Origin of the sequence: Marinobacter sp. M3C, assembly GCF_023311895.1 — a bacterium.
Classification (GTDB): domain Bacteria; phylum Pseudomonadota; class Gammaproteobacteria; order Pseudomonadales; family Oleiphilaceae; genus Marinobacter.
Genome location: NZ_CP092284.1, coordinates 2449784 through 2475319, shown reverse-complemented (window position 1 = coordinate 2475319; position 25536 = coordinate 2449784). Strand labels below are relative to the sequence as shown.

At 54.2% G+C, this 25536-nt stretch carries 21 protein-coding genes and 1 riboswitch; of the genes, 12 read left to right on the top strand and 9 right to left on the bottom strand.

The genetic code is table 11. The features are described 5' to 3' along the window. The first annotated feature begins 114 nt into the window (after positions 1-114). The 5 genes from MIH18_RS11510 (at position 115) to msrA (ending at position 6101) form a co-directional block, all read left to right on the top strand. The gene (locus tag MIH18_RS11510; protein WP_249007184.1) at positions 115-990 is read left to right on the top strand and encodes a carboxylate/amino acid/amine transporter; all 876 of its coding nucleotides are present in this window, start codon (positions 115-117) and stop codon (positions 988-990) included. A 117-nt stretch (positions 991-1107) separates the two neighbouring features. Beyond that, entirely contained in the window at positions 1108-2505 is a 1398-nt protein-coding gene (locus tag MIH18_RS11505) for a sodium-dependent transporter (protein ID WP_249007185.1), read from the top strand. Between the two features lie 113 nt (positions 2506-2618). After that, positions 2619-3320 carry a response regulator transcription factor gene (locus MIH18_RS11500; protein WP_249007186.1) on the top strand — a complete coding sequence of 234 codons (702 nt, stop codon included), beginning with the start codon at positions 2619-2621 and terminating at the stop codon, positions 3318-3320. 2 nt (positions 3321-3322) lie between these two features. Continuing rightward, positions 3323-4822, top strand: a complete 1500-nt coding sequence (locus tag MIH18_RS11495) for an ATP-binding protein (protein ID WP_249007187.1) — start codon at positions 3323-3325, stop codon at positions 4820-4822. 79 nt (positions 4823-4901) lie between these two features. Continuing rightward, complete coding sequence (gene msrA, locus MIH18_RS11490; protein ID WP_249007188.1) at positions 4902-6101, top strand: peptide-methionine (S)-S-oxide reductase MsrA; 1200 nt, start codon at positions 4902-4904, stop codon at positions 6099-6101. A 47-nt stretch (positions 6102-6148) separates the two neighbouring features. On the opposite strand, the gene MIH18_RS11485 is transcribed toward msrA, so the two are convergent. Beyond that, entirely contained in the window at positions 6149-6886 is a 738-nt protein-coding gene (locus tag MIH18_RS11485) for a 3'-5' exonuclease (RefSeq protein WP_249007189.1), read from the bottom strand. Beyond that, positions 6876-8762 (bottom strand): DUF294 nucleotidyltransferase-like domain-containing protein, encoded by a 1887-nt coding sequence (locus MIH18_RS11480; protein WP_249009078.1) that lies wholly within the window; start codon positions 8760-8762, stop codon positions 6876-6878. Before MIH18_RS11480 ends, MIH18_RS11485 begins: the two co-directional genes overlap by 11 nt. Positions 8763-9041: 279 nt before the next feature. On the opposite strand from MIH18_RS11480, the gene MIH18_RS11475 reads away from it, so the two are divergent. Further along, complete coding sequence (locus tag MIH18_RS11475) at positions 9042-11102, top strand: bifunctional diguanylate cyclase/phosphodiesterase (protein ID WP_249007190.1); 2061 nt, start codon at positions 9042-9044, stop codon at positions 11100-11102. 60 nt (positions 11103-11162) lie between these two features. On the opposite strand, the gene gntR is transcribed toward MIH18_RS11475, so the two are convergent. From gntR to MIH18_RS11450, 5 genes are all read right to left on the bottom strand, one after another. Then, positions 11163-12158: a gluconate operon transcriptional repressor GntR gene (gene gntR, locus MIH18_RS11470; RefSeq protein ID WP_249007191.1), complete on the bottom strand. Its 996-nt coding sequence runs from the start codon at positions 12156-12158 to the stop codon at positions 11163-11165. A 17-nt stretch (positions 12159-12175) separates the two neighbouring features. Continuing rightward, positions 12176-12715, bottom strand: coding sequence for a gluconokinase (locus MIH18_RS11465; RefSeq protein ID WP_249007192.1), 540 nt, complete (start codon positions 12713-12715; stop codon positions 12176-12178). Between the two features lie 13 nt (positions 12716-12728). After that, the gene (locus MIH18_RS11460) at positions 12729-14009 is read right to left on the bottom strand and encodes a TRAP transporter large permease (RefSeq protein ID WP_249007193.1); all 1281 of its coding nucleotides are present in this window, start codon (positions 14007-14009) and stop codon (positions 12729-12731) included. A gap of 2 nt (positions 14010-14011) precedes the next feature. Beyond that, complete coding sequence (locus MIH18_RS11455; RefSeq protein ID WP_249007194.1) at positions 14012-14605, bottom strand: TRAP transporter small permease; 594 nt, start codon at positions 14603-14605, stop codon at positions 14012-14014. 70 nt (positions 14606-14675) lie between these two features. Continuing rightward, complete coding sequence (locus MIH18_RS11450; protein ID WP_249007195.1) at positions 14676-15749, bottom strand: TRAP transporter substrate-binding protein; 1074 nt, start codon at positions 15747-15749, stop codon at positions 14676-14678. Positions 15750-16173: 424 nt separating this feature from the next. Between MIH18_RS11450 and MIH18_RS11445 the strand changes: the two genes are divergently transcribed. Further along, a complete protein-coding gene (locus MIH18_RS11445) occupies positions 16174-16824 on the top strand; it encodes a bifunctional 4-hydroxy-2-oxoglutarate aldolase/2-dehydro-3-deoxy-phosphogluconate aldolase (protein ID WP_249007196.1) in 651 nt (216 codons plus the stop codon). A 91-nt stretch (positions 16825-16915) separates the two neighbouring features. Further along, on the top strand, positions 16916-18736 hold the full coding sequence (gene edd / locus MIH18_RS11440) for a phosphogluconate dehydratase (protein ID WP_249007197.1): 1821 nt from the start codon (positions 16916-16918) through the stop codon (positions 18734-18736). Positions 18737-18901: 165 nt separating this feature from the next. On the opposite strand, the gene MIH18_RS11435 is transcribed toward edd, so the two are convergent. Together MIH18_RS11435 and cobT are read right to left on the bottom strand one after the other, a co-directional pair. Next, on the bottom strand, positions 18902-19516 hold the full coding sequence (locus tag MIH18_RS11435) for a histidine phosphatase family protein (RefSeq protein ID WP_249007198.1): 615 nt from the start codon (positions 19514-19516) through the stop codon (positions 18902-18904). Then, entirely contained in the window at positions 19509-20600 is a 1092-nt protein-coding gene (gene cobT / locus MIH18_RS11430; protein WP_249007199.1) for a nicotinate-nucleotide--dimethylbenzimidazole phosphoribosyltransferase, read from the bottom strand. The genes MIH18_RS11435 and cobT overlap by 8 nt, the downstream gene beginning before the upstream one ends. Positions 20601-20789: 189 nt before the next feature. On the opposite strand from cobT, the gene cobU reads away from it, so the two are divergent. From cobU to MIH18_RS11410, 4 genes are all read left to right on the top strand, one after another. After that, the gene (gene cobU / locus MIH18_RS11425) at positions 20790-21308 is read left to right on the top strand and encodes a bifunctional adenosylcobinamide kinase/adenosylcobinamide-phosphate guanylyltransferase (protein WP_249007200.1); all 519 of its coding nucleotides are present in this window, start codon (positions 20790-20792) and stop codon (positions 21306-21308) included. Then, positions 21308-22270 carry an adenosylcobinamide-phosphate synthase CbiB gene (cbiB, locus tag MIH18_RS11420; RefSeq protein ID WP_249007201.1) on the top strand — a complete coding sequence of 321 codons (963 nt, stop codon included), beginning with the start codon at positions 21308-21310 and terminating at the stop codon, positions 22268-22270. The genes cobU and cbiB overlap by 1 nt, the downstream gene beginning before the upstream one ends. Continuing rightward, complete coding sequence (gene cobD, locus MIH18_RS11415) at positions 22270-23289, top strand: threonine-phosphate decarboxylase CobD (protein WP_249007202.1); 1020 nt, start codon at positions 22270-22272, stop codon at positions 23287-23289. Before cbiB ends, cobD begins: the two co-directional genes overlap by 1 nt. Before the next feature lie 28 nt (positions 23290-23317). Next, a riboswitch (cobalamin riboswitch) is annotated at positions 23318-23528 on the top strand. Positions 23529-23688: 160 nt separating this feature from the next. After that, the gene (locus MIH18_RS11410) at positions 23689-25509 is read left to right on the top strand and encodes a TonB-dependent receptor (RefSeq protein WP_249007203.1); all 1821 of its coding nucleotides are present in this window, start codon (positions 23689-23691) and stop codon (positions 25507-25509) included. The last annotated feature ends 27 nt before the right edge of the window (positions 25510-25536 follow it).

The window sequence follows — 25536 nt, the reverse complement described above, 5'->3', positions numbered from 1 at the left end:
CCCAGGGGCATTGCGCATTGTCCGCATAGGCGTTGGCCAAGGCTTTTTTGCAGCCTGTAATTGGTCGCAAAAGCAGGTAAAATACTGCCCTTCATTTTTGCAGGCGCAGCGGGCATGGGTTTTTTGGTATTTGTTACGATTCTCTGGGCGTTTTCGTTCAGTTTGATCGGCGAGTTTCTAGCGGGCAGGGTCGACAGCTATTTTGCAGTTCTTACCCGGGTGTTGCTGGCAGCGCTGGTATTTTTACCGCTTACCCGCTGGCGCGGTGTGCCCGCTGGGCTGAAAAAAGGCATTCTGGTCAGCGGTATGCTGCAGTTTGGCATTACCTACGTGTGCCTGTATCAAGCGTTTAGCTATCTGTCGGTGCCAGAGGTGCTGTTATTCACTATCTTCACACCGTTGTACGTAACCTTGGTAGACGACGCCCTGAACCGGCGCTTCTCCCCGGCGGGGCTGATGGCGGCCGCAGTGGCCACCTTGGGCGCCGGCGTTATTCGCTATGATGGCCTGAGTGAAGACTTCATCACCGGTTTTTTATTGCTGCAGATAGCCAATATCACCTTTGCCGCGGGCCAGGTGGGTTACAAACACGTGATGGCACGCTACCCCTTGCCCATTCCACCCTGGCGCACCTTTGGTTACTTTTTCTTTGGCGCTTTAATCGTGGCACTGCCATCGTTTCTGATTTTTGGCAACGCCGACAGGTTGCCTGGCACGCTTACGCAGTGGGGCATTCTGGCCTGGCTCGGGCTGGCGGCATCGGGCCTGGGTCTGTTTCTGTGGAACCGTGGCGCCTGCTACGTTGACGCCGGCACCCTGGCGGTAATGAACAACGCTCTGGTGCCTGCCGGTTTATTGGTGAATCTGTTGATCTGGAACCGCGATGCGGATATTCCTCGCCTGGCTGTGGGCGGCGCGATCATTCTGGCGTCTTTGTGGCTGAACTCGTGGCTACGGGCTCGCTGGGCAGTGGCCAGAGGCAGAATCTAAGCGATTGGGTGGCATCGGCTGGCCAGTGCTGGCAAAATCTCGCTTCAAGAGTCCAGGCCTGATCTGGGGCAACCCTTATTAAGTTCATTTCTTAGCCCAAAGCACAGGAACAAGAACATGACTCAGTCGAAAACAGCCCCGGGCAACAACTCAGGTTTGTCCCGTGGTCTTTGGTCTTCCCGCTTCGCCTTTATTCTGGCGGCAACCGGTTCTGCCGTGGGCCTTGGCAACATTTGGAAATTCCCTTATGTAACCGGTGAGAACGGCGGTGGTGCCTTTGTACTGGTGTACTTGTTGTGCATCGCTGTTATTGGTGTGCCCATCATGATGGCGGAGGTTTTCATTGGCCGCAACGGCCGTCACAACCCCATCACCAGCATGCGCCTGGTCGCTGAGCGCAACCTGAAATCGCCAGTCTGGCGTATTTCGGCGGTAATCGGCATGATTGCGGCTTTTGCCATTCTGTCGTTCTATTCGGTGATTGGTGGCTGGGCGGCGTCTTACGTTGGCCATGCGGCCATGGGCGACTTCACTGGTGGTACTGCGGAATCCATTGGTGATTTGTTTGGCGGCCTGTTGGCCAGCCCTGTGCAGTTGCTGGCCTGGCACACTGTGTTTATGGCACTGGTAATACTGGTAGTGTCGCAAGGCCTGAAGGGTGGCCTGGAACGCGCTGTTACCATTTTGATGCCGGCGCTGTTCCTGCTTTTGCTGGTTGCGGTGGGTTACGCGACAACAACCGGCCATTTCGGCGAAGCCGTTAGCTTTCTATTTACGCCAGATTTTTCCAAGCTGACGATTGAAGGCGTGCTGATTGCTCTGGGCCACGCGTTCTTTACCCTTAGCCTGGGTATGGCCATTATGATGGCCTACGGTTCCTACCTTGGTAACGATGTTCCGGTTGGCCGCACTATGGTTATTGTAGCCTTGATGGACACCGTGGTCGCACTGCTGGCTGGCTTGGCCATTTTTCCGGTGGTCTTTGCTAATGGCCTCGAGCCCAGCGCCGGTCCGGGGCTGATTTTCCAGACCTTGCCGCTGGCGTTCGGCAATATGCCTATGGGCGGCCTGTTTGGCACGCTGTTCTTTATTCTGCTGTTGTTTGCCGCCTGGACTTCTGGCATCTCGCTGCTAGAACCGGTAGTGGAATGGGCGGAAGAAAATACCAATATGAACCGCACTGGCAGTGCCGTTGTGGTGGGCACACTGTGCTGGTTATTGGGTATTGCCTCTATTTTGTCGCTGAACGTGTGGTCAGATGTGACCCCGCTGGGTATGTTCGCAGCGTTCGAAGGCAAAACTATTTTCGACTTGCTGGATTACTTCACCGCCAACTTCCTGCTGCCGCTGTCTGGTTTGCTAACCGCCATTTTCGTGGGCTGGTTTGTGGCGAAAGAGTCGTTGAAAGCAGACCTGAATTTGCACGGTGCCACGTTTGCGCTGTGGCTTAATCTGCTGCGCTATGTAACGCCAGTGGCGGTGATTATTGTGTTTGTATACAACCTGCTGGGCTAGCCGCGTGCGCTGAGCGCTTGCAAAGCTCCGTGTAAAACGCGTAAAACCCGGTAGGTGACAAGCCTTACCGGGTTTTTTTGTTTAGGATTCTAGCGTTATGAGAACATAGCACCATGACACGCAGCGTACTGATTATTGAAGACAACCCCGCCATCGCCGAACTGGTGAGCATGCAGGTAAGCGACCTAGGCATGACGCCTGTGCTGGCAAACCGCGGCGACGACGGCTTGGCACGTTTTCGCCAAGGCGGCATCGATCTGGTGGTTCTGGACTTGATGTTGCCGGGCCTTGATGGCCTGGCGGTGTGCCGTGAAATCCGCACCGCGCCAGATTACGTGCCGGTGCTGATGCTGACCGCTAAAAGCACCGAGCTGGACCGCGTGCTGGGGCTGGAAATGGGCGCCGACGATTACCTGATCAAGCCTTTTAGTGTGGCCGAGCTGGGCGCCCGTATAAAGGCTTTGTTTCGTCGTGGAGATGCCTTTTCGGCCCGCGCAACAGCCACGCCAGAAAGTCGCGTAATTGAGGTAGACGGCCTGCGTATGGATTCGTCACGGCGGCGGGTGTTTGTAAAGGATGCCGAGGTAGAACTGACCGCCCGCGAATTCGATCTGCTGTGGCACTTCGCCAGCCATCGTGGCCGTGTGTTCAGCCGCGCCCAGTTATTGGATTCTGTGTGGGGCTACAATCACCAGGGTTACGAGCATACGGTGAACACCCACATCAACCGCCTACGTAACAAAATTGAAACCGACCCCTCCGAACCGCGCTATGTGCAAACGGTATGGGGTGTTGGTTATAGATTCAAGGACTGACCATGGCTCTGCCTTTGTTGCGAACACTCTATGCTCGGTTGGCTCTGGGTTTATTTCTGCTGTTGCTGGTGATTGGCACCTTATTCAGCGCCCTGAGCTTTTATTCGGTTCGTGAATACAGTGCCGCGGTAAATCAACAGCTCAATCGTGATTTGGCCAGTCGATTAGTTGCTGACCGTAATCTGGTGACCGGTGACCAGATTAACCATCGCGAGTTAGAGCGCTTGTTCGATCTGTACATGAGCATCAACCCGAGCATTGAAATTTACCTGCTGGATTTGCAGGGCCGGATTGTTTCGTTTTCTGCCAATCCTGACAAAATCAAGCGCAATCAAGTGTCGTTGCAGCCGATTCAGACCTTGCTGACCAACCCTGACGTGTACCCATTGCCCGGCGACGACCCTCGTAGCCACGATCGCCGCAAAGTGTTTTCAGTGACACCAGTGCCCAACGCCGACAACCCGACCGGTTACCTCTATGTAGTGCTGCGAGGCGAGCAGTACGATTTTGCCGAAAGCATGGTGCACAGCAACCACTTGCTAAAAATGGCGGCGGGCGCCCTGACCCTGAGCCTGGCGGTTGGCTTGTTGGCAGGGCTGGTGTTTTTCCGCCTGTTGACCCGGCGACTAAGCCGGTTGACGGCCCGGGTAGAAGGCTTTGAGGCAAAAACAAATATAGATTTGGAGCCGCAAGCGTCGCTTTTGCCCGGCGAGCGGGGTGACGATCTGGACTATCTGAGCTTGCGCTTCGACGCAATGGCGCAGCGCATTGCCGCCCAGCTTGAACTGTTGAAAGATAAAGACCATCAGCGGCGCCAGCTTGTAGCCCAGGTATCACACGATTTACGCACGCCTTTGGCAGCGGTGCAGGGCTACCTGGAAACCCTAAGCCTGAAACAGGACTCCCTGGATCTGGATCAGCGCCGTCGTTTTTTGGCGATTGCCCTGGGGGAAACCCGCCGCCTTGGCCAGCTGGTGGATGAGCTATTCGAGCTAGCGGCCCTGGACGCCCGTGAAAAGCAGCCTAACCCTGAATGCTTCATGGTGGCCGAACTGGCGCACGACGTGGTGCAAAAACACGCCCCTGGCGCCGGGCAGAATAGCGTAAGCCTGAGTATTGGAACGGTTGAACCCGCCATGGTAAACGCTGATATTGCGATGACCGAGCGGGTACTGGACAACCTGATCAGCAACGCCATCAGCCACTCACCGGCGGGCACTAAAGTGCGGGTGAGCGTAGCGGCAGACGCGAACGGTGTGAGTATTCACGTGTCAGATTCAGGTTCGGGCATTGACGAACAGGCCCTGGCGCACATTTTTACTCCGTTCTATCAGGCGCCTGGCGCAAATCGCAGCGGCCACGCCGGGCTTGGGCTGGCCATAGCGCGGCGTATGGCAGAACTGCAGCAGGGCCACATAACTGTGCACAATCGTCCCGCTGGCGGCGCGGAATTTTTATTCTGGCTGCCTTTGGCCGACGAAAAACAATCCACGCCGTTATAAATTCGTAACATTATAGGAACGTTTTGGTGATGCCTCAGGGTTAGGATGATCATCGAACATTACTTTTAGGAGTTTTCATATGAATCGCAGACTACAAGCAATTCTTGTTGCAACGGCCATAGCGGCCAGCGGGGCGTTCTACGCAGCCTTCGCCTCCGCTGAAAAGAACATTGCCGTGAGCAATCCCTATGCGCCCACAGACTCGAACCTGGCCGTTGCCACTGTGGCCGGTGGTTGTTTCTGGTGTGTGGAAGCCGGTTACGAGAAAATCCCTGGCGTAGTGGAGGCCGTTTCTGGCTACGCTGGCGGTGAAACCCCAAACCCGACCTATCGCTCGGTGTCTTCTGGCGGAACCGGCTATACCGAAGCTGTACAGGTATATTACGACCCGCAGCAGATTACTTATGAAGGGCTATTGCAGGGCTTGTGGCGAATGATGGACCCGACCGATGATCAGGGCCAGTTCGTGGACCGCGGTACCCAGTATCGCCCGGCCATTTTCTACCACAGCCAGGAAGAAAAGCAGAAAGCGGAAGCGGCCAAAAAAGCCCTGCAGGAATCCGGTGTGTACGACAAACCGGTGGTCATCGAGATAGTTCCAGCGGGCACTTTTTACCCGGCGGAAGACTACCATCAGGATTACTACAAAAAGAACCCGGTGCGCTACAAGTTCTATACCTTTAATTCTGGCCGTTATCAGTTCATTGAAAGCGTGTATGGCTCAGATTACGAGCTGGACTTCAGCCAGTTCAAGCCAGCTGCCAACAGTACTGAAAGCGTCGGTCAGAAAACTGTAAAGGCGTCTGGTGCGAGTGCAGGATTTAATCCGGACACTTTTGTAAAGCCGCAGCAGGACGAGCTGAAAAAATTACTCAGCAGCGTTCAATACAACGTAACTCAGGAAGACGGCACCGAGCGCCCGTTTAACAACGCCTACTGGGATAACAAAGAGCCCGGGCTGTATGTAGACGTGGTATCTGGCGAGCCGCTGTATTCTTCCCGTGACCAGTACAAGTCTGGCACCGGCTGGCCCAGCTTTACCCGCCCGCTGGACCCGGCAATGGTGAAGGAGCATGAAGATCGAGCCTTCTTCACGACTCGGGTTGAAATTCGCAGCATCTATGCAGATTCCCACTTAGGGCACGTGTTTGATGACGGTCCCGCGCCGACAGGCAAGCGCTACTGCATGAACTCAGCGTCTATGCGTTTCATTCCGCTGGCGCAGATGGCCGACGCTGGCTACCGCGACTTTATTGACAAGGTAGAACCCGTTAACTGAGTTTTTTAGCAAGGCGTCACATTCAAGCCTGACCTTAGAGCTTGAACTTAAAGCCACAGATCGCTCACCGGTGTTTGCGCGCCAAAATGGTGGGCGATTTGTGCTTGTAGCAACTCTGCGGTGGCAATGGCGTCCATCAGCGCATTGTGCGCGGCGTAGTGGGGCAACCCATAACGTAAACGGCTGTCTGCCAGCCGAATAGACAACTGTTTTTGGCCCCGCCAGCTTTGCCAAAAGGTGGGCCGGCGGTCTGGGTGCAGGTGCGCTTCTATGGCCATAGTATCCAGTAGCGGAAACTGAATCCCCTCCTGCAACCGGTAGCGCAAAGCCACATCCAGAAACGGTCGTTCGATATCGCGGTAATGCACCACTGGCAGGCGCCCCGCCAGGCATTCCAGTAGCTCTGGCAAAATGTCGACCAGATCTGGCGCCTGCTCCAGATCCGCGTGGGTAATACCGTGAATCGTCACCGAAGTTTGGTGCAAGGCAAGCCTGGGCTTCACCAGCCAGTGGCGGGCTGCGCTGAGCTGTATGCCCTCCAGAGTAAATGGCACTAAGCCTACGCTGATGATGGAGTGTTCAGTAGCGTTTAGCCCGGTGGTTTCAAAATCCATCGCCACCATGGGCACCTGTGATAAAGGCGTATTCGCGTCGCAGCAACCGGCCTGGTAAAAGGCTTTCAACAAAGGATTGTTAGTGGCCTCTGTCAGGGCCTGATAGCGGCCAGGCCAGGGCACATTGGCAAAGGGCTGGGATGGCGGTGTATCCATTTCTTCAAGAGACATTGCGGGTAATCTGCGCGTTGTAGCGATACTTCAGAAATTTCTGGGCATTACTGAGCACCTGAAAAGCGTCTTTCAGGTGGCTCCGCTCGAAAGGCGAAAGGTCCTGTGGGCGCACGTTGTTGTCTGGCTCGCGCCCGGCTTCAATAGCCAACGCCTGATGGCGAATACGTACAATGGCGATAAACTCCAGAGCATCTCGCAGGTTACCAATGCCGTCGTCCAGGATCAGGCGGGTTTTGCTGATGGCTTCCAGGCGCTCGAACGAATTCTGGGCCTTGGAGCCACAAGCCAGTGCGTGTATGCGAATAAGGTCTGACAGTGGCGCCGTGCCCCGGCGTTTCAGATTAAAGGTCTTGCTGTGCTTGCCATGCTTACCGTCTTCTTCCATCACGAAATTACGGAAGAAACCCAAAGGTGGCGTGCGATTTAAGGCATTGCGCGCCATCATTGCCAAGAAGCGTTGGCTATTTGAGGCCTTTTGCGCCACCAGAGTTTTTAGCTGCTCGGCAAAATCGGTTTCCCCGTAAATACCGTCAAGATCAAAAAAGATATTGCTGTTAAGCAGGGCGCGGGCCTGGGGGTTATCAATCCAGTCGCTGAAGTAGGCTTTCCAGGCCTTCAGCGGTTGGCGCCAGCGCTCATTGGTCGCCATGATGTCACCCGTGCAGTAGGTGTAGCCGCACTCAGCCAGGCCGTCACTGACAAACTTCGCCAGTTCCAGAAAATAGGCGTCGTGTTCCTCCTCTACAAAGCTGTCGTCCAGAATCATGGCGTTGTCTTGATCGGTCACCACCAGCTGCTCATCCCGCGCCATAGAGCCCAGGGCCATAAAGCAGTAAGGCACGGGCGGCGGTCCCAGCTTTTCCTCGCCCAGTTCCAGCAGCCGTTGGGTGAAGCTACGGCCAATACCCGCCATGGCACTGCCAATCATGTGCGAGTTGGCGTCTTCATTCACCATGCGCACGAAGCTGTCGCGCACTTCCAGGCTGATTTTCTTCAGGCCTTTTACGCTGGTTTGGTGGTAAATATTACTGACCAGATACAGGCTGCTCTGGCTCTCATATTTCACGATGTCAGACAGCGCAATCACGCCGCGCACTTCGTGATCGTCCATCACCGGTAAATGATGCACGTTGTTGTGCAACATAGTCAGCATGGCCTCAAAAATGTAGTGGCTGGCCGGTATGGTGATCAGACCTTCGGTCATAATCTCGCTGATCGGTGTTTCTGAGGGCAGGGCTTCCGTAAGTGCCCGAATACGCAAGTCGCGATCGGTGATAATGCCTTTCAGCCGCGCTTCGTCGCCTTCCCCGTCCATAAGAAGCAGCGCCGACACGCTGTTTTCGGTCATGATTCGAGCCGCTTCCTGCAGCCGCACAGTATAAGGTGCAGACACGGTCTTGCGTGAAATCAGTCGGCTTACCCGCGAGGTCATCAGCTGGTTGGATTTTTCACGCCGCGATACCGCGGAGCGTAGGCGACTGCGATCTTCAATTTCCACGTAATCCGCAAACCCCTCGTCCTGTTCGAACAGATAATGGAAGGTTTCTGCCGGAATACGATAAATCAGGCTGTCTTCAAGTACGGTAGCCGGAAAGCGCACGTGTTTGTTCATTAGCAGGCCAAACTGGCCGAAAATTTCACCCTCACCAATCCGGTTGTACAGTTCGCCCGAGCGTCGAAAAATCTCTACCGCGCCGCTGCGCACGTAATACAGCGCCTTGCTGGGGTCGTTGATACGCAAAAGCTCGGTGCCGGCACGGGCATAAACAATCTCGATGGTTTCGGTAACACGGTTAACCAGTTCCTCTGGCATCTCGTTAAACGGCGAATGCTGGAGAAGGTGGTTACGAATGTCGATCAGTTCAGCCTGCATGCAGCCCCCAGAATGGATTGAATAGTGCTCGGCCAAAACTATAGCAGAAAGCACCGGTTGATCGTGGGTGATGGCGCCAAAACCGCTGGCGGCGCCAGAAGCAGCCATAAATCCGCTTACCTTGGCCTGTTTGAAGTGGAAGCGCGTATTTCATAGAACCACACTCCGAAAGCCCGGCATCTTTCAGCGCGCCGTTGTTTCAACATTCGTTGTTAGGGTCTAGGATGAGGGTAGGCACTGATTTTTATCGTCTAACTTAGAGGTAATCAAATTAGCGATATGCTACTTCATCATGCGGCCACAAGAGATTCCATTCGTCAATTATTTGATGCGGTAAAAGCTATTTCTGTTCAGGGATACGATGAAGAACGTAGAGTTGTCTATTGGAATGTAGGCAGCGAATTACTGTATGGCTACACGGAAGCAGAAGCCTTAGGCAGGAAGTTAGAAGAGCTGATCATTCCAGAATGCATGTGTAATGTTGTTGTGACATCTCATAAAAGATGGGTGGACGAAGGCGTGGAAATTCCGGCTTCAGAAATTATTTTGCGCAATAAAAATGGCCAGGATGTAAGCGTTTTTTCGAGCCATGTATTATTTGAGGATGAAAATAATAAAAAAGAGATGTATTGCATCGATATCGATTTGGCTGAGGTTAGGCAGGCCCAAGCCCAGGTGATATTTAAAGAGAATATGCTTAAGGCGGTATTTGAAGCGACTCCCGATTTGTTTTTCTTGATGCAAGAAGATGGAACGATCATTGATTATTATGTCGGTGATAAAAAAAACCTCTACGTTTTACCAAAGGATATTCTTGGTAAAAGTATGTCAGATTTTTTGCCTGAAAAAGTCGTAAAAAATTTCAAATCTCATTTTGTTAAAATTATCGAACAAGGAGGCGTGTCAAGTTTTGAATATGAGTTAAGCATGCCTCATGGATTAACTCAATTCGAAGCGAGAATTATTTATTTGCAGTCGGACAAGAAAATTGTGGTTATTGTTCGAGATATTACTGAGCAACACAAAGCCGCCGAGGTGATACGTAAGCATGCGTATTTTGACAACTTAACCTCACTGCCCAATCGGTTTTTGTCCCTTGATCGTTTGTGGCAAATGCTCAAAAAAGCGAAAAGAAATGCTGATAACGTGGCGGTATTTTTTCTGGATTTAGATGATTTTAAAAAAGTAAATGATTCATTAGGCCATGAGGTAGGCGATAAGTTGCTCGTTGAAGCCGCTAATAGGTTAAAGCTGGTCGTTCGGGAATCAGACACGGTAGGTCGCTTGGGTGGTGACGAGTTTATTGTATTGTCGCAAGCGCTTACCAACGGTCATGACGCGATTGATATTGCTGAAAATTTACTCGGAATATTCAGGGAGCCTTTCAAAATTGATGGTAGAGAATTAAGTCTGACGGTCAGCATTGGCATTGCTATCTATCCTGAAAATGGCGGTTCTGCGTCAGATTTGTTGCGTAATGCTGACACAGCTATGTATCAGGCAAAAACGTTAGGGCGTAACGCATATTCATTTTTCACGAGAGCAATGAATGACATTACGTTACGCCGTCTTGAAATAGAAGGGTATTTGCACTACGCGTTAGAGCGTGACGAATTCGAGGTTTATTATCAACCCAAGGTTAATATAGTAAATGGAAATATAATTGGTGCAGAAGCCCTACTTCGTTGGCATAATCCGGTTTTAGGCAATGTTACTCCAGATGAGTTTATCCCAATTGCCGAGCATACGGGTCTAATCGTCCCTATTGGGGAGTATGTTGTTCAACAAGCGCTTGATTTTTTGGGGGATTGGCAAAGTGCTCATCAAAAAAATTATACAATTGCAGTAAATTTGTCTCCCCGGCAGTTCAGGGATAAAAAGCTGATAGATTTCATAAAGAAATCATTGAATAACGCGAATATTAAGCCTGAAAGTTTAGAGTTTGAAGTTACCGAAGGTGTACTGATGATTGGTAATTCTTACATTGACGGTGCGCTGGCTGAACTCCATAAGTTGGGAGTTAAGTTGTCAATGGATGACTTTGGGACAGGGTATTCGTCATTAAGTTACTTGCGGAAATATTCATTCGATGTCTTAAAGATAGATCGAAGCTTTGTAAGTGGTATAACGCTAAAAAAATCAGATTGTAACCTGGTGAAAGCAACTATAGCGATGGCGCACAGCTTGGGTTTGTTGGTTGTTGCTGAGGGTGTGGAAATGCGTGAACAACTTACTTTATTGGAAGAATTGGGTTGTGACTTGGCTCAGGGATACTATTTTAGCAAACCAATACCGGCTAAAGAGTTGATTGATTTTCAGTACGCTGCAAACCGCCCATAAAACTCTGGCAGACGGAAGCCTTATCCAGAGCGCTGTTGAGCATTGATCAGCATCGTTGCGTTATAACGTCATGCCCACTTCAATACGATAGCCTAAATCTACCACCTTCTGCGTTAGCGACTCACCGCGAATACGCGCTAGCAGCTCTCTCGCTGCCGCTTCGCCGATGGCCTGACGTGGAGTGATTACGCTGGCCAATCGGGGTGTCATAACCTGCCCAACATCGTGGCCGTGAAAGCCCGCCAGTGCCATGCGCCCAGGCACGTCTACGCCGCAGCGCTGGCACTCGAAATAGGCCCCCACCGCGACGTCATCGTTGGTGCAGAAAACACCATCTGCCGCTGGGTAATCGGCAATGACCTGCTGAAGCAGCGCTGCCCCCACGCTGTATGAAGAGCGCTGGGTGCTTTGCAGGGTGACGGGCGTTAACCCGTGCTCCTCCATGGCGCGGCGATAGCCCAGCTCGCGCTGTCGGGTACGCTCATCCAGGCGCACTGCCAGGTAAATCACCTGGCGTCGCCCGCGGCGAATCATCTCGCTAACCATATCGAACGCGGCCTGAACGTTGTCATAGCCCACCGCCTGCTGCAGCGAAGGACGGTGGGTGTCCATGATTTCAACAATCGGTATACCGGCGGTTTCCAGCATGCGCAGGCTGCGCGGGGTATGGTCACGATCGGACAGAATCACCCCGTCTACGTTATAGGAGAGCAGCGAGGCCAAACTACGCTCTTCAAGCTCGGGGCTATAACCGTAGTGAGAAAGCATCAGGTGATAGCCCGCCGGCTCCGTTAGCGTCTCTATGCCAACAATGACATCGGCAAATACCTGGTTGGTGAGAGACGGTACCAGCACTCCTATCGAATGGCTGGTTGCTCTAGAGAGCAAATCAGGCGCACGGTTTGGAATATAACCAATCTGTTCAGCAATCAAGAAAATGCGATCACGAAGACCCTGCGAGACCGTTTCAGGGTCTCGCAGGCAGCGGCTTACCGTCATTTTGGTCGCCCCCACATGGTCGGCAATATCCTGCAGGGTCGGGCGTTTTTTCTTCACAAGGGTAACTCCAATGCCTATGTCTCCGTGTAGCTTGGCGTGGGACCAGATAGCGCCAACGTGGCAGAAAATTGATCAACAATTTCCTTGGGCGACAAAGAAATCGAGGCGTTGAAAGCTTCCTTGCCACTGGGGGGCTCCAGGTCGGCCAGTTGACTGGCCAACATGGTATCGCCTTTGAAAAAGTGGCCTGCACGGGTTTCCAAACGTTGCATCAGCAGCTCCCGGCGGCCCTCTAAATAGAGGATGTGCAGCGCCGGGTCACCTTCGCGCAAACGGTCGCGGTAACGTTTTTTCAATCCCGAACAGGCAATCACCAGCGATAAATCCTGCCTTTGATAGCCTGCCAATAACGCCGCCAGCGTAGCCAGCCACTCGCTCCGGTCATTGTCATTGAGCGGTGTGCCGCTGGCCATTTTAGCCACATTGGCGGGTGAATGGTGATCGTCACCGTCAATAAACGTCGCCCCTACGCTTAGCGCCAACTGACGGCCAATATGCGATTTACCCGAGCCGGACACACCCATCACTAAAACACGATGCGAGAGGGTCTTCACAGAAGCTCTCCTATTAATTGCCGCGCACGGCGGTCAGGTCAGGCAGCCAGGTAACGATGTCCGGGACGGCAATCAGGATCACCAGCACGACGAGAAGTGCCGCGTAATAAGGCAACATGGCTTTGACCAGAGATTCCATAGAGACCTTGCCCACGCCGCAACCTACGTAAAGGCAGGTGCCCACTGGCGGAGTTAATAGCCCAATACCTAAGACAAACGCCATCAGTACGCCAAAGTAGGCCGCATCGACGCCCACTGAGGTCACAATAGGCGCCAGCATGGGCGCCATGATCACCATCGCTGGGGTTAAGTCCATTACAAAGCCAATTAACAGCAGCAAAAAGGCAACAATTAATAGCAGCAGGAATGGGTCTTGAGTGATCGTCTTGACCTGGCCGACCAGGGTTTGCGGCACCATATTGATGGTTAAAAACCAGGCAATCACCGTCGCAAACGCCAGCAGCATCATCACCATGCCGGTCAAACGGGCAGTGCGAATCAGCATGCCGCCCAGCTCTTTGAGCTTAAATTCACGATAAACCACCAGCGAAATAGCCAGGGCATAGAGCAGTGCCGCTACGGCGGCTTCCGTGGCAGTAAAAACGCCGCCGATAATACCGCCAATCACAATGATCGGTAGCACTAACGCAAGCCAGGCCGCTTTAAAGGCCTTCCAGAGACGATCCCAACGGAACTTTTGCACACCACCGCCCTGCTTGCTGGCGAGAATATAGGTGGTCACCATCAGCGCAAAGCCAATCAGTAATCCTGGAATAATACCGGCGATGAATAGGCGACTGATGGATGTTTCGGTGACAATACCGTACAGAATGAGCGGAATTGACGGCGGGATAATGATCCCGATCACCGATGACACGGTATTGATGGCTGTGGCATTGGCTGCGGTGTAACCCTGTTCTTTCATCGAAGGAATCATCATCGCGCCGGTGGCCGCCGTATCAGCCACCGCTGAACCACTGATGCCGCCGAAGAACATTGACCCGGTGATGGCTACCTGCCCCAACCCGCCGCGCATAAAGCCGACCAGCGCGCCAGCCAACTCCATCAAACGGCGAGCGATGCCGCCATGACTCATCACCTCACCCATTAAAATAAAGAACGGGATCGCCAGCAATGGAAAGCTGTTAACACCGCGAATAGACTGCTCGATCATGATCGACAGCGGAATATCAGAGAGTACCGCCATCACCAGTGCCGCCACGCCTAAACCAAAGGCAATGGGTAGCCCAATAACAATAGAGGCCAATAAAATAGTCAGAAAAATCCATAGCATGATTAACGTTCCCGCTCTGTGTGGCGAATAACGTTCAGGCTGACCCACATCCGCCAAATCGATACCGCCGCAATAAAGATGACGCACAGCACCAGCGAAAGGCTGATAAAACTCAGCGGCACGTCCATAATCGCCGAACGTCCACTTGAACGCGTCAGCACTTGGTAGCCACCCCAAATCATCACCACCATCAGGCCGGTGATAATCAGGTGCTGCAGGAGATAAAGCATATGCGCCACGCGCAGCGGCAGGCGCCGCACCAGGGCGTCGACGGCAATGTGCTCATAGCGGGAAAACGCCGCGGCGGCGCCGATAAATACCAGCCATATAAACAGCATACGCGCTAGCTCATCTGCCCACGGCAGCGAGTTATTAAACAGCGCACGACCGACCACGTTGCAGGAAACGGACACAATCAACGCGACTAGAATAGCGCCGATTAGATACTCCATACCTAAGGTGAGCCAGCGAAACGGCGCCGGGCCCTGGTGGGTATCAGTATCGATTTCCAATAGCTTGCGGTTGGGGTCGTCCAGATACACCGATGGATCTTCGACCGGCGAGGGGTCAGTAGGGGGCGTAGAGGAGGATGACATAGGAACTCCAGGGGCACTGACACGTTGGGCAGGCGCAATGGCCTGCCCGATGGCGCGCTAAACATAAGATTTAGTTGCTGCTCTTCTCAGCAATCTTTTGAATGTCGGCGATCAGGTCTTCGCCAATGCGCGGAGCCCATTCTTCATAAACCGGCTGAACGGCGTCTTGGAAGGCGGCTAGCTGCTCATCATTCAGGCTGGTAATTTCCATGCCACGCTCTATTAGCTGGTCGCGCGACCAATCATCGTACTCAGCAGACAGCTGAATCTGGTATTTAGCGGACTGACGTGCTGCTTCCAGCACCAGTTCTTGATACTCGGGCGCCATACGGTCCCAGGTGCGCTCGGAAAGCATCATGATGAACGGTGTATAGACGTGGCGTGTTTCAGTGCCATAATCCTGAACTTCGTTGAAGTTAGAGGACAGAATGGTGCTCCATGGGTTTTCCTGGCCATCAACGACGCCCTGCTCCATAGCGGAAAACAGCTCACCAAAAGCCATCGGCGTTGGGTTAGCGCCCAAGGCTTCCCATATAGCCAGATGTACGGGGTTTTCCATTGTGCGGACGCTTAATCCGCGTACATCCAGCCCTGCAACATCCTCAGGGCTAGCCACCGGGCGAGCGCTGTTAGAAAGCTGACGGTAACCGTTTTCAGAGAAGGTCAGGGCTTTTAAACCGGTGCCTTCGAATGCGTCCAGCATGCCCTGGGCCACGTCGCTGCGCATGACAGCCACAGCGGCTTCACGACTAGGCAGTAGAAACGGCAAGTCGAAGGCAGCAAGCTCCTCAACGTAGCCCGTGGTTGCTGAGCTAGACGGATAGGTCATATCCAGCGTGCCCGTTTGCAGCATTTCCATCATCTGTACGTCGTCGCCTAACTGGCTGTTAGGAAACACGTTAACGGTAATGCGGCCGTCAGTGCGCTGCTTCAGAATTTCACCAAAGTATTGGCTGGAAATGAACTGCGGCGAACTTTCAGAAAGGCCAATACCCATGCGTAGGGTATGCGAACCGTGGTCGCCCACTAGCTCGCCATTAATTTCAGGGGGATCTGAGAGTTCTGGACTCTGGGCATGGGCCATCCCAAAGGTCAGGGTGGTCGCACCGAGCAGGGTAAGCGTGCTGCGCCAAATAGCGGTCATAGCGTTATCTCCAAATACTTGTTGTTGTTAATGGCTAAGTGATTATTGACTGCATCGAAGCTCGGCGATTTGTTACCGGTAACATTCAATAAGCAAAGGCTAGCTACTTACCCAGGGCGTGTCAAAAAAAACTGCCAACTTACGACTAACGCCCAAGGAAACGCTGATCAAAAGCGTGGTTTTTAAAAAATCGTAAAGCTGACTCTGCAGGAACAGAATTTTATCGAGGTGAGAGTTGCTAACCGAATTGTGCGGGCAATGGCCCCTGAGGGCTGGGTTTCAATTCGATATTCGGTAGTAAAAATGTCAAAAAAGAATTTTTAGTTGGTATTTCGCGTTGCAGCTGTCAGTGTTTACCTATAATTACTACAAAATAGCGTAATCAGCGACTTCCCGAGGTCGCCTGATAAACTGAGAGAATAGAATGTCGCAGCTATCCATGCATCATCGTCATCAAATTCAAGCCATGCTTGCAGCCTGCCCGTTGGTGCCTGTTATCACCATCCAGCACCCCGACCATGCGGTACCGCTTGGCAGAGCTTTGGTGGCGGGTGGTATACGCATTCTTGAAGTCACACTGCGCACGGAACATGGTCTCGGCGCGATACGGCAATTGCGCAAGGCGTTGCCGGATGTCTGGGTAGGCGCTGGCACCGTTACACAGGTTGGCCAGTACCGAGAAGCGGAAGCAGCAGGGGCACAGTTTGTAATTACCCCGGGGGTAACGGAGCAGCTTCTTGCTTATGGGCTGAATGCTCAGGCTCCCTTGCTGCCAGGCATTTCAACCATCTCTGAAATGATGATGGGCTACGCCATGGGGTATCGGGAATTTAAGCTCTTTCCGGCGGAGATTGTCGGTGGCATAAAGGCATTGCAGGCATTTTCAGGACCGTTTGCGGATGTGACCTTTTGTCCGACCGGCGGCATTCGCCGTGAAACTGCGAAGGATTATCTGGCTTTGGATAACGTAGTGGCGGTCGGCGGTACCTGGTTAACGCCGAAAGACCGGATCGAGGCCGGAGATTGGCGCGCTATTACCGACCTTGTGTCGGGAAGTCTGAACGATATTGCCTGATTTTTCTGCCAGCAGCGCTATCACACGCTGCTGGCAGCAGATTGTTGGATCCCCCTGCTTTCACGAAACAAATAATGGTTGGAGAAAATCTATGCACGCCACAGTTAATAAGGTTACACGGCGCATCATTGAACGCAGCCGCAGCACGCGAGACGACTATCTCAACCGAATGAACATCCTGAAGGAGTCATCGCCTCAGCGCAGTGTGTTGTCTTGCGGCAACCTCGCTCATGGCTTCGCTGCCTGTGGCAGTGGTGACAAGAACACTCTCAAGTTAATGAACAAGGCCAATGTGGCTATTGTTTCGGCCTACAACGATATGTTGTCAGCCCATCAGCCTTACCAATGCTTTCCGGATCTGATTCGTAAGGCGGCCAACGGTATGGGCTCCGTTGCCCAGTTTGCCGGGGGAACGCCGGCGATGTGCGACGGGGTGACTCAGGGCCAGCCTGGTATGGAACTCAGCCTGTTTTCCCGGGATGTGATTGCCATGAGCACTGCGGTCGCCTTGAGCCACAACATGTTTGATGCCACTGTTTTATTGGGCATCTGTGACAAGATCGTGCCGGGGCTATTGATTGGTTCGCTAAGCTTTGGTTACCTGCCGACCATACTGATGCCGGCGGGGCCCATGCCGTCAGGCTTGCCAAACAAGGAAAAACAGCGCATTCGCCAGTTGTATGCCGAGGGCAAGGTGGGCAAGGATGAGCTGCTTGAAGCAGAGAGCAAGTCCTACCACAGCCCGGGAACCTGCACGTTTTACGGTACCGCGAACAGTAACCAGTTGCTGGTTGAGGTTATGGGGCTGCATCTGCCGGGCGCTGCGTTTATCAATCCCAACACACCTTTGCGGGACGAGCTGACGCGGGCCGCCACCGAGCAGGTCGTGAAGCTGTCGAAGCCAAACGGGGGCACGCTGGGGCTGGCGGACATGGTGGACGAAAAGAGCATCGTAAACGCGCTTGTAGCTCTGCTGGTCACCGGTGGTTCCACTAATCACACGATTCACTGGATCGCTATTGCAAGGGCGGCCGGTATCATTATTGACTGGAATGATTACGCGGAGCTGTCGTCAGTGGTGCCATCGATGACGCGTATTTATCCCAATGGTGAGGAAGACATCAACGCCTTTCATGATGCTGGCGGTACGCCATTTTTGATTCGTGAGTTGTTGTCTGAGGGATATCTCCACGAAGATGTTGAAACGGTAGTCGGTCGGGGGCTTGAGCAATACACCCGCATGCCATCTATAAAGGATGACAAACTGATATGGTCGCCGGCTGCTGCGGAAACCCAGGCCCCGACCGTACTGAGCAGCGCTGCAGAACCTTTCGCTCCCGACGGCGGCATGAAAGTGCTGGATGGCAATCTTGGCAGAGGCGTGATCAAGGTGTCGGCGGTGAAAAAAGAGCACCACAGGGTGGAAGCTCCAGCGGTTATTTTTGATCACCAGAATGACCTGAAGGCAGCCTTTGACGCGGGTGAGCTGGATAAGGATTGCGTGGTTGTGGTGCGATTCCAGGGGCCGAGAGCCAATGGCATGCCGGAGTTGCACAAGTTAACTCCCTATCTGGGCGTGTTGCAGGATCGCGGGTTTCATGTTGCTTTGGTAACGGATGGCCGTATGTCCGGTGCCTCCGGTAAGGTGCCGGCTGCGATTCATGTATACCCGGAAGCCGCCAATGGTGGTCCGCTGTCGAAAATCCGTAACGGGGATATCATCTGTGTCGATGCAGAAGCCGGTAAACTAGCCATCGCGCTCACGGATGAGGAACTGGATCAGCGGGCGCAGGTCACGGTGGATCTGAGTGCATCCCATACCGGTTTGGGGCGTGAAATGTTTGGATGGATGCGCCGTGCTGCCAGCAACCCGGAGGAGGGTGCAAGTTTTTTCTGGAATCACGATGCGTAACCGCAGCGAAGCGGCTTAAAACGGGAAGAGGGGCCAAATGAGCGCAACGAAGCAACGCATCCAGCCCGAATTTGAATGGGTTGAGCAAGGTCTTTGCCGGCAACTACATAGGGAACTTTGTCCCTAACAGTTTGATTCTGGTGGGCCCGAATCTTCCCCTAATGGTCAGTCGCTGATTAAACCGTGCCCGATCAGGCTTTGAAATCGGCCGTGGCTGGAGGTGTTGACCTGGATGCGGCTGCGGCATGCGTAAGGTGTGCTTATGCCGGAAAATGCATGTTCCAGCGGTATGTGCAGCACATCAGCTGCTATCATCCGCACAATCCCGCCGTGGCAAACGATCAACACCCGCTTGCCCGCAAGCTGTTCCTGCCAGTGATACCAACGCGCAATTACCCGGGTCTGAAAGTCGCTGACCGGTTCGCCTGAGGGAGGGGTGTTGGTGACCGGATTGGCCCAGAACTGGCTCAGGCGTTCGCCATCGGTGGCCATGACTTCTTCAGCAGTGCGGCCTTCCCAATCGCCGAAGCTGATTTCCCGCAGGTCGTCATCAAGATGCAGGGGGATTTGATAGCGTTCCGCCAGTTCCCGCGCAAAATGAACGCAGCGCAGCATGGGTGAGCTCACAATAACGTCCCAGTGATCTGCGCTGGTAATGGCATTGCGCATTTGCTGCCACCCGGCAGTGCTAAGAGGGTCGTCTTTACTGCCCCGATACATGGGCCCGCCTTCCGGTTCGCCATGGCGGATTACATCAAAAATCGTGGTGGTGTCAGTCATTGCGGCTGTTCGCTCCAGATTCAGGTGCATCATTCTGACCGTTATCTACGCCCGCGGTGTCAAAACTGGCCATATTATTGTGCAGAGCGCAGGCTGCGCGTATCAACGGAACCGCCAACGCTGCTCCGCTGCCCTCGCCCAGCCGCATGCCCATGTCCAATAGCGGTGTGGCCTTTAATGCGTCCAGAATAGCCTGGTGGCCGGGCTCGGCAGAGCGATGAGAAAACAACAGCCAGGCGCGAATATCGGGCTGTTCACTCACCGCGATCAGCGCGGCTACCGACACAATAAAACCGTCTATCAGTACCGGTATGCCTCGGGCAGCACAGCCTGAAATGGCGCCGGCCAGAGCGGCAATTTCGAAGCCACCAACGGCCTTGAGTACCGCCATGGGGGTTTGGTCATCGTTGTGGCGTTGCAGTGCCCGAATAATCACTTCGGCTTTGTGCCGCACCCCGGCGCTGTCGAGGCCCGTACCCGGGCCAGCCAGGCGCATTGGGTTTTTATTCAACAGTGCGCAGGCGATGGCGGCCGCAGACGTGGTGTTGCCAATACCCATTTCGCCGCCAATAAACAGATGGCAACCAGCGCGGTAAGCGCGCTCTGCAGCTTCATCACCAAAGTGTATGGCCTTGGTGACCTGCTGGCTGGTCATTGCGTCTATCTCTACAAAGTTACGGGTGCTGGGCGCAATGCGGGCGTTAATCACACCCGGCAGATCCGGCGTGTCGGTAACGGTACCCAGGTTGATCACTTCCAGCGTCGCACCTAACAGTTTTGCCAGCACACTGATGGCGGCGCCGCCGTTGGCAAAATTGGCAATCATCTGAGCGGTGACGGCTTGCGGATAGGCAGAAATAGCCTCCGCGCAAACACCATGGTCGCCGGCAAAAATGCTGATATGAATCTTGTCAGCTACTGGCAGCTCGGAGCTTTGCATGCTGGCCAGCTGTGTCGCAATGGCCTCAAGCCGGCCCAATGATCCCACAGGCTTGGTCAGCGTGTTCTGGCGCTGTATGGCAAGCTCCAGAAAATGGGCGGAAGGAAGCGCGGGGGGGTTGGTCCAACTGACGGGAAATAACATGATAATTACCTGTAAACTGCAAGCGCGTAGCGCCACGGCGATGGCAAACAATGTAAAAGCCGATGCCGAGGCGATAGTTAGGGCGATAGGCGCTGGATGATACTCTGAGTAGTCCAGATCCGGTAGAGTTCAAGGCCCGCCAGCTTGCCGGCTACCACTTACTTTTCCACCCTGAGGACTGAAACCAACATGCACACCCTTGTTATTGGTGGCATTCGCTCCGGTAAAACCGCATTGGCGGAACGCCTTGCCCGCAACACCGACGGCGAGGTGGTGTACCTCGCCACCGCAACCGCCGGCGACGATGAAATGCGCAGGCGTATTGACCGCCATCAGCGCCAAAGGCCTGCTAACTGGGGCTTAAGTGAAGAGCCCTTGGCCCTGGCCTCAGTGCTTGCCCTCCATGCCCGCGCAGGCCAAAAAGCGCCGTGCATTCTGGTGGATTGCATGAGCCTGTGGGTGAGTAATCTGCTGCACGCCGGCGAGACCGTTTTTGCGTGGGAGCGGGAAGAGTTTTTAACACAGCTGGTCCAGTACCCGGGTAAGCTGATTATTGTCAGCAACGAAGTGGGGCTGGGCATTATTGGCATGGACCCACTCACCCGACGCTTTGGCGACGAACTGGGCTGGTTGAATCAGGCCTTGGCCGAACACTGCGACACGGTGATGATGAGCGTCGCCGGTTTGCCGATGACCTTAAAATCGTAATGGCTCCTGTTTTCACTCCCTTTCTTGCGCCTTTTTTGGTTTGCCTGCTTGGCCTCATCCTTGATCAATTGTTGGGTGAACCCCGCCGACTGCACCCACTGGCAGGCTTTGGTAATCTGGCCAGCGTTTTGGAACGTCTGCTTAACAGCGCGCCACGAAATGCCTGGCGTAGCCTTATTCTGGGTGCTTTAGCCCTGTGTGCGCTTGTGCTGCCTCTGCTGTTTTTGGCGATCTGGTTGTCTGCTGTGCTCACGGGCTTTTGGTTGCTGCTGGCCCAGGCTGCTGCATTGTACTTCGCGCTTTCCCTCCGGGGCTTGGCAGAGCATGGTCTGGCCGTGGCCCAGCCGCTGCAAAGAGGCGAACTGGATGCGGCAAGGGGACAGGTCAGCCGCATTGTCAGCCGCCAGGCCAGCGCGCTGGATGAGCAAGGCGTGGCGGCCGCGGCCACCGAATCCATGCTGGAAAATGGCGCCGATGCTGTGTTTGCCAGCCTGTTCTGGTTTTTGGTGGGCGGTATACCTGGCGTTATTGTGCATCGTGCTGTGAATACGTTGGACGCCATGTGGGGTTATCGCAACCCGCAGTTTCTATACTTTGGCCGTGCCGCTGCCCGGCTGGACGACGTAATGGGCTGGGTGCCTGCGCGGCTTACGGCATTAACCTACACGCTGTTAGGCAATCGCAAGCTGGCCTGGTACTGCTGGCGCCGGCAGGCGCCCCAATGGGACAGCCCCAATGCTGGCCCGGTGATGGCGGCCGGCGCGGGTGCTTTAAATGTGCAACTCGGTGGCCCGTCGCCCTATGCGCAAGGTGTAAAACAGCGCCCGTATCTTGGCGGCACCAGCCCGGCCAGTGCCAACAGTATCCAGGCGGCTATTGCACTGGTACGCCACGGCACCTGGCTTTGGTTGGCTGTTATATTCGCCATAACCGGCCTTGTTGTCGCGGTGGCGGGGTCGTGATGCTACAGCACGGCGGGCGGCTGAATAACGCGGTAAAGCGCTGGGGCATTCCGCGCGAACAGTGGCTGGATTTATCGACCGGCATCAACCCGTTGGGGTGGCCGGTGCCGGAGTTGCCGGCAGATGTGTGGCAGCGCCTGCCAGAAGACGACGACGGCCTGGAAGAGATTATTCGTCATTGGTCAGGCGCACCCTTGGCTGCTGGTTGTGTGCCGGTTGCCGGCAGCCAAGCGGCCATTATGGCACTGCCCAAATTACGCAAACCCTGCCGTGTAGGTGTTCCGGTACCCGGCTATCAAGAACATGGGCACCACTGGCGTTCTGCTGGTCACAAAATGGTTCCAATAGGACGTGAACAGGTCAAGGGCGGCGCCTCGGGTTGTGACGATCGCTGGCTGGATCAGCTTGACGTGCTGGTGTGGATCAACCCTAACAACCCCACGGGTGCCGTCATTTCTCCCTCTACGCTGTTGCGCTGGCATAAGCGTTTGCAAAAACGCGGTGGCTGGCTGGTGGTGGACGAAGCGTTTATGGACCCCACGCCCGCTTTTAGCCTGGCCTGCCAGAGCGGCCGGCCGGGCTTGGTTGTTCTGCGCTCGCTGGGGAAGTTCTTTGGTTTGGCCGGGATACGCGCCGGCTTCGTGCTTGCCGATAAGAATCTTGTGGACAGGCTGACGGAAAAGCTGGGGCCATGGGCGGTGAATGGTCCTGCGCGCTATGTGATGGCAAAGGCGCTGTTGGATTTAAACTGGCAGCAAAATACCTGTGTCCGCTTGCAGAGTAGCGCTCAAAGGCTAAGAGAAATAGTGCATTCAGCCGGACTGAACCCGATGGGCGGAAGCGCTTTGTTCCATACTGTTCGCACCGATGCCCCAACCGCACTGGCGGACTGCCTCGCCGCGCAAGGCGTGCTGGTAAGAGTATTCGAACAGCCCGGTATGGTGCGCTTCGGCTTGGCGTCAGACGAGAGTCAATGGCGCCGTCTGGAAAAGGCGTTGGCGAGCGCCTCCCGTGATTAATCATTGACCAGAGATTAACGCGTTGTTAGCCTTGCCGTCGTTTTCAGGTGTTGTTTTGGCGTTATCATCATCGCCACAACAGTGAAACGGGAAGCCGGTTAAAGTCCGGCACTGCCCCCGCAACGGTAAGTGAGTGAACGGCTAAGAAAGGTGCCACTGTGCAAACGCATGGGAAGGCTTGTGCCGTTCAGCAATACAGCTCACAAGTCCGGAGACCGGCCTGTCAACACACCGAACGCTGCGGAGGGCAGTTGCGGTGGGTAAACACCGACCCTGTTTCACGGCATTTCCCCACCTTTTGTAAGGCGCCCGCTTCACTTGCGGCCTGCTTTTGCGCCTCTTTGCAGCACCAAAAAACTAACCATGCGGGTGCGCGTGGTGTGTCTACGAGTGCGTTTCATGAAAGCTTTCCGGTTTGTTGCCAGCAGTCTGTTGGTGCCTTTTGCATTAAGTCCTCTTTCTATTGCGGTTGCCCAAGAATCTACCGGCGCGACTCTGGATCCGATTGTGGTTACTGCTACGCTGGGCCCTAAAACTGTGGGTGAGAGCTTGGCGTCGGTGACTGTTATCAGCGAAGAAGAGATTCGCTCGAAAGCGCCTGCTGATTTTTCTGACCTTTTACGCGGCCAGCCGGGGATCAACGTGGTTGGTAACGGCTCCTTTGGCAAATCAACCAGCGTTTTTACCCGCGGTGTACAGAATGCCGGTACCGTTCTTCTGATTGACGGCGTAAAGCTGCACTCTGCGACGGGCGGCGGTGCCTCCTGGCAGTACGTTCCGACAGATCTTATTCAACGCGTGGAAGTTGTACGTGGTCCGCGTAGTTCGCTTTATGGCGCAGACGCTATGGGCGGTGTGGTTCAGGCTTTCTCGTTGGACCCGGAACAAGGACAGCGGGGCTGGGTTGAGGCTGGTGCAGGTAACTTTGATACCCAAAAAACCAGTGCAGGTGCTTCTGGTTCGATTGGCAACACGCGTTTCAGCTTGAGCGGCTTGCATAAAGAGAGTGACGGCACGGCCATTATCGAGAACGGTGAAGATAAGGGCTTTCGCAATACCGCCGGCCTTGGCCGGGTTGTGCACACGCTCGATAACGGCGGTGAAGCCAGCATCATGTTGTTGCAGTCTGAGGGCAACACCGAGTACGAAGGTGGCAATATTGATTACCTGATCCGCACTGTCGGTTTTGGGTTGATGACGCCACTGACTGACAGTTGGCGAATGGGTATTCAGTTTGCCGAATCACGGGATGAAACTGAGTCGTTCACAGACTTTGGCGACAGCATTTATAACACGCGATTGCGCCAGGCTAGATGGGAAAATACCCTCTCGTTCAATGTCCATGAGCTGGTTGTGGGTGCAGAGCTGCAGCAGGATGAGGTCAGCGGTTCCCAGAATTATTCAGAAACCAGTAGAACCAATACGGCGGTATTCAGCCAGTTGCGCCTGAACTTTGGCCCGGTTGATGCTCAACTCAGTCTTCGCGGCGATGACAACGAAGCCTACGGCACCAACGAAACGGGTGGCTTGGCATTGGGTTACAGTTTTGACCAATCACACCGTGTCCGCGCGAGTTACGGTACGGCGTTCAGAGCGCCTACGTTCAATGACCTCTACTGGCCATTATCGTTTAACTACCAGGGCAATCCTGACCTGGAACCCGAGAAATCAGACAGCTATGAACTGGGCGTTAGCGGAAACTACCAGGTATGGTTTTGGGACCTGGCTGTTTATCAAATGGATATTGATAACCTGATTAGCTCTGGGCAGATTGGCACCGTTGATACTCGTGTTAACGTCGACGAGGCACGAATTCGCGGAGCGGAGTTAGGTGGCGGCTACGAACACGACGGCTGGCGGGCAGCGGTTGCACTAACCTTCATGGACCCTGAAGACCGTAACACCAAAAACCAGTTGGCACGCCGCGCGAAGCAAACGGCTCGATTTGATCTGGATAAAACCATCAATAACTTTGAGTTTGGTGGATCGGTGATTGTCGAAGGAGATCGCTATGACGACGGAGCTAACACTGAACGTTTGGCGGGCTTTGGGACACTGGATATCCGCGCAGGTTGGAGCTTTGCTTCAAACTGGAGCACCCGCCTGACTTTGGTTAACGCGCTTGATAAAGAGTACTCAACAGCAGAGCGTTTTGACGGTGTGAAGTACATCTCTGCAGGCCGCACAGCCATGCTGTCCGTTCGCTATGATATTCAGTAAGTCATAAAGACTGGAGTAAAAACGTGG

Coding starts and splice junctions, on each gene's coding strand:
- MIH18_RS11475 (WP_249007190.1), top strand. CDS start 9,042: ATGCTACTTCATCATGCGGCCACAAGAGATTCCATTCGTCAATTATTT.
- MIH18_RS11485 (WP_249007189.1), bottom strand. CDS start 6,886: ATGTCTCTTGAAGAAATGGATACACCGCCATCCCAGCCCTTTGCCAAT.
- MIH18_RS11510 (WP_249007184.1), top strand. CDS start 115: ATGGGTTTTTTGGTATTTGTTACGATTCTCTGGGCGTTTTCGTTCAGT.
- cobT (WP_249007199.1), bottom strand. CDS start 20,600: ATGTTATTTCCCGTCAGTTGGACCAACCCCCCCGCGCTTCCTTCCGCC.
- MIH18_RS11455 (WP_249007194.1), bottom strand. CDS start 14,605: ATGTCATCCTCCTCTACGCCCCCTACTGACCCCTCGCCGGTCGAAGAT.
- MIH18_RS11410 (WP_249007203.1), top strand. CDS start 23,689: ATGAAAGCTTTCCGGTTTGTTGCCAGCAGTCTGTTGGTGCCTTTTGCA.
- cobU (WP_249007200.1), top strand. CDS start 20,790: ATGCACACCCTTGTTATTGGTGGCATTCGCTCCGGTAAAACCGCATTG.
- MIH18_RS11450 (WP_249007195.1), bottom strand. CDS start 15,749: ATGACCGCTATTTGGCGCAGCACGCTTACCCTGCTCGGTGCGACCACC.
- MIH18_RS11435 (WP_249007198.1), bottom strand. CDS start 19,516: ATGACTGACACCACCACGATTTTTGATGTAATCCGCCATGGCGAACCG.
- MIH18_RS11445 (WP_249007196.1), top strand. CDS start 16,174: ATGTCGCAGCTATCCATGCATCATCGTCATCAAATTCAAGCCATGCTT.
- cobD (WP_249007202.1), top strand. CDS start 22,270: ATGCTACAGCACGGCGGGCGGCTGAATAACGCGGTAAAGCGCTGGGGC.
- MIH18_RS11505 (WP_249007185.1), top strand. CDS start 1,108: ATGACTCAGTCGAAAACAGCCCCGGGCAACAACTCAGGTTTGTCCCGT.
- MIH18_RS11480 (WP_249009078.1), bottom strand. CDS start 8,762: ATGCAGGCTGAACTGATCGACATTCGTAACCACCTTCTCCAGCATTCG.
- msrA (WP_249007188.1), top strand. CDS start 4,902: ATGAATCGCAGACTACAAGCAATTCTTGTTGCAACGGCCATAGCGGCC.
- edd (WP_249007197.1), top strand. CDS start 16,916: ATGCACGCCACAGTTAATAAGGTTACACGGCGCATCATTGAACGCAGC.
- MIH18_RS11495 (WP_249007187.1), top strand. CDS start 3,323: ATGGCTCTGCCTTTGTTGCGAACACTCTATGCTCGGTTGGCTCTGGGT.
- MIH18_RS11500 (WP_249007186.1), top strand. CDS start 2,619: ATGACACGCAGCGTACTGATTATTGAAGACAACCCCGCCATCGCCGAA.
- MIH18_RS11460 (WP_249007193.1), bottom strand. CDS start 14,009: ATGCTATGGATTTTTCTGACTATTTTATTGGCCTCTATTGTTATTGGG.
- cbiB (WP_249007201.1), top strand. CDS start 21,308: ATGGCTCCTGTTTTCACTCCCTTTCTTGCGCCTTTTTTGGTTTGCCTG.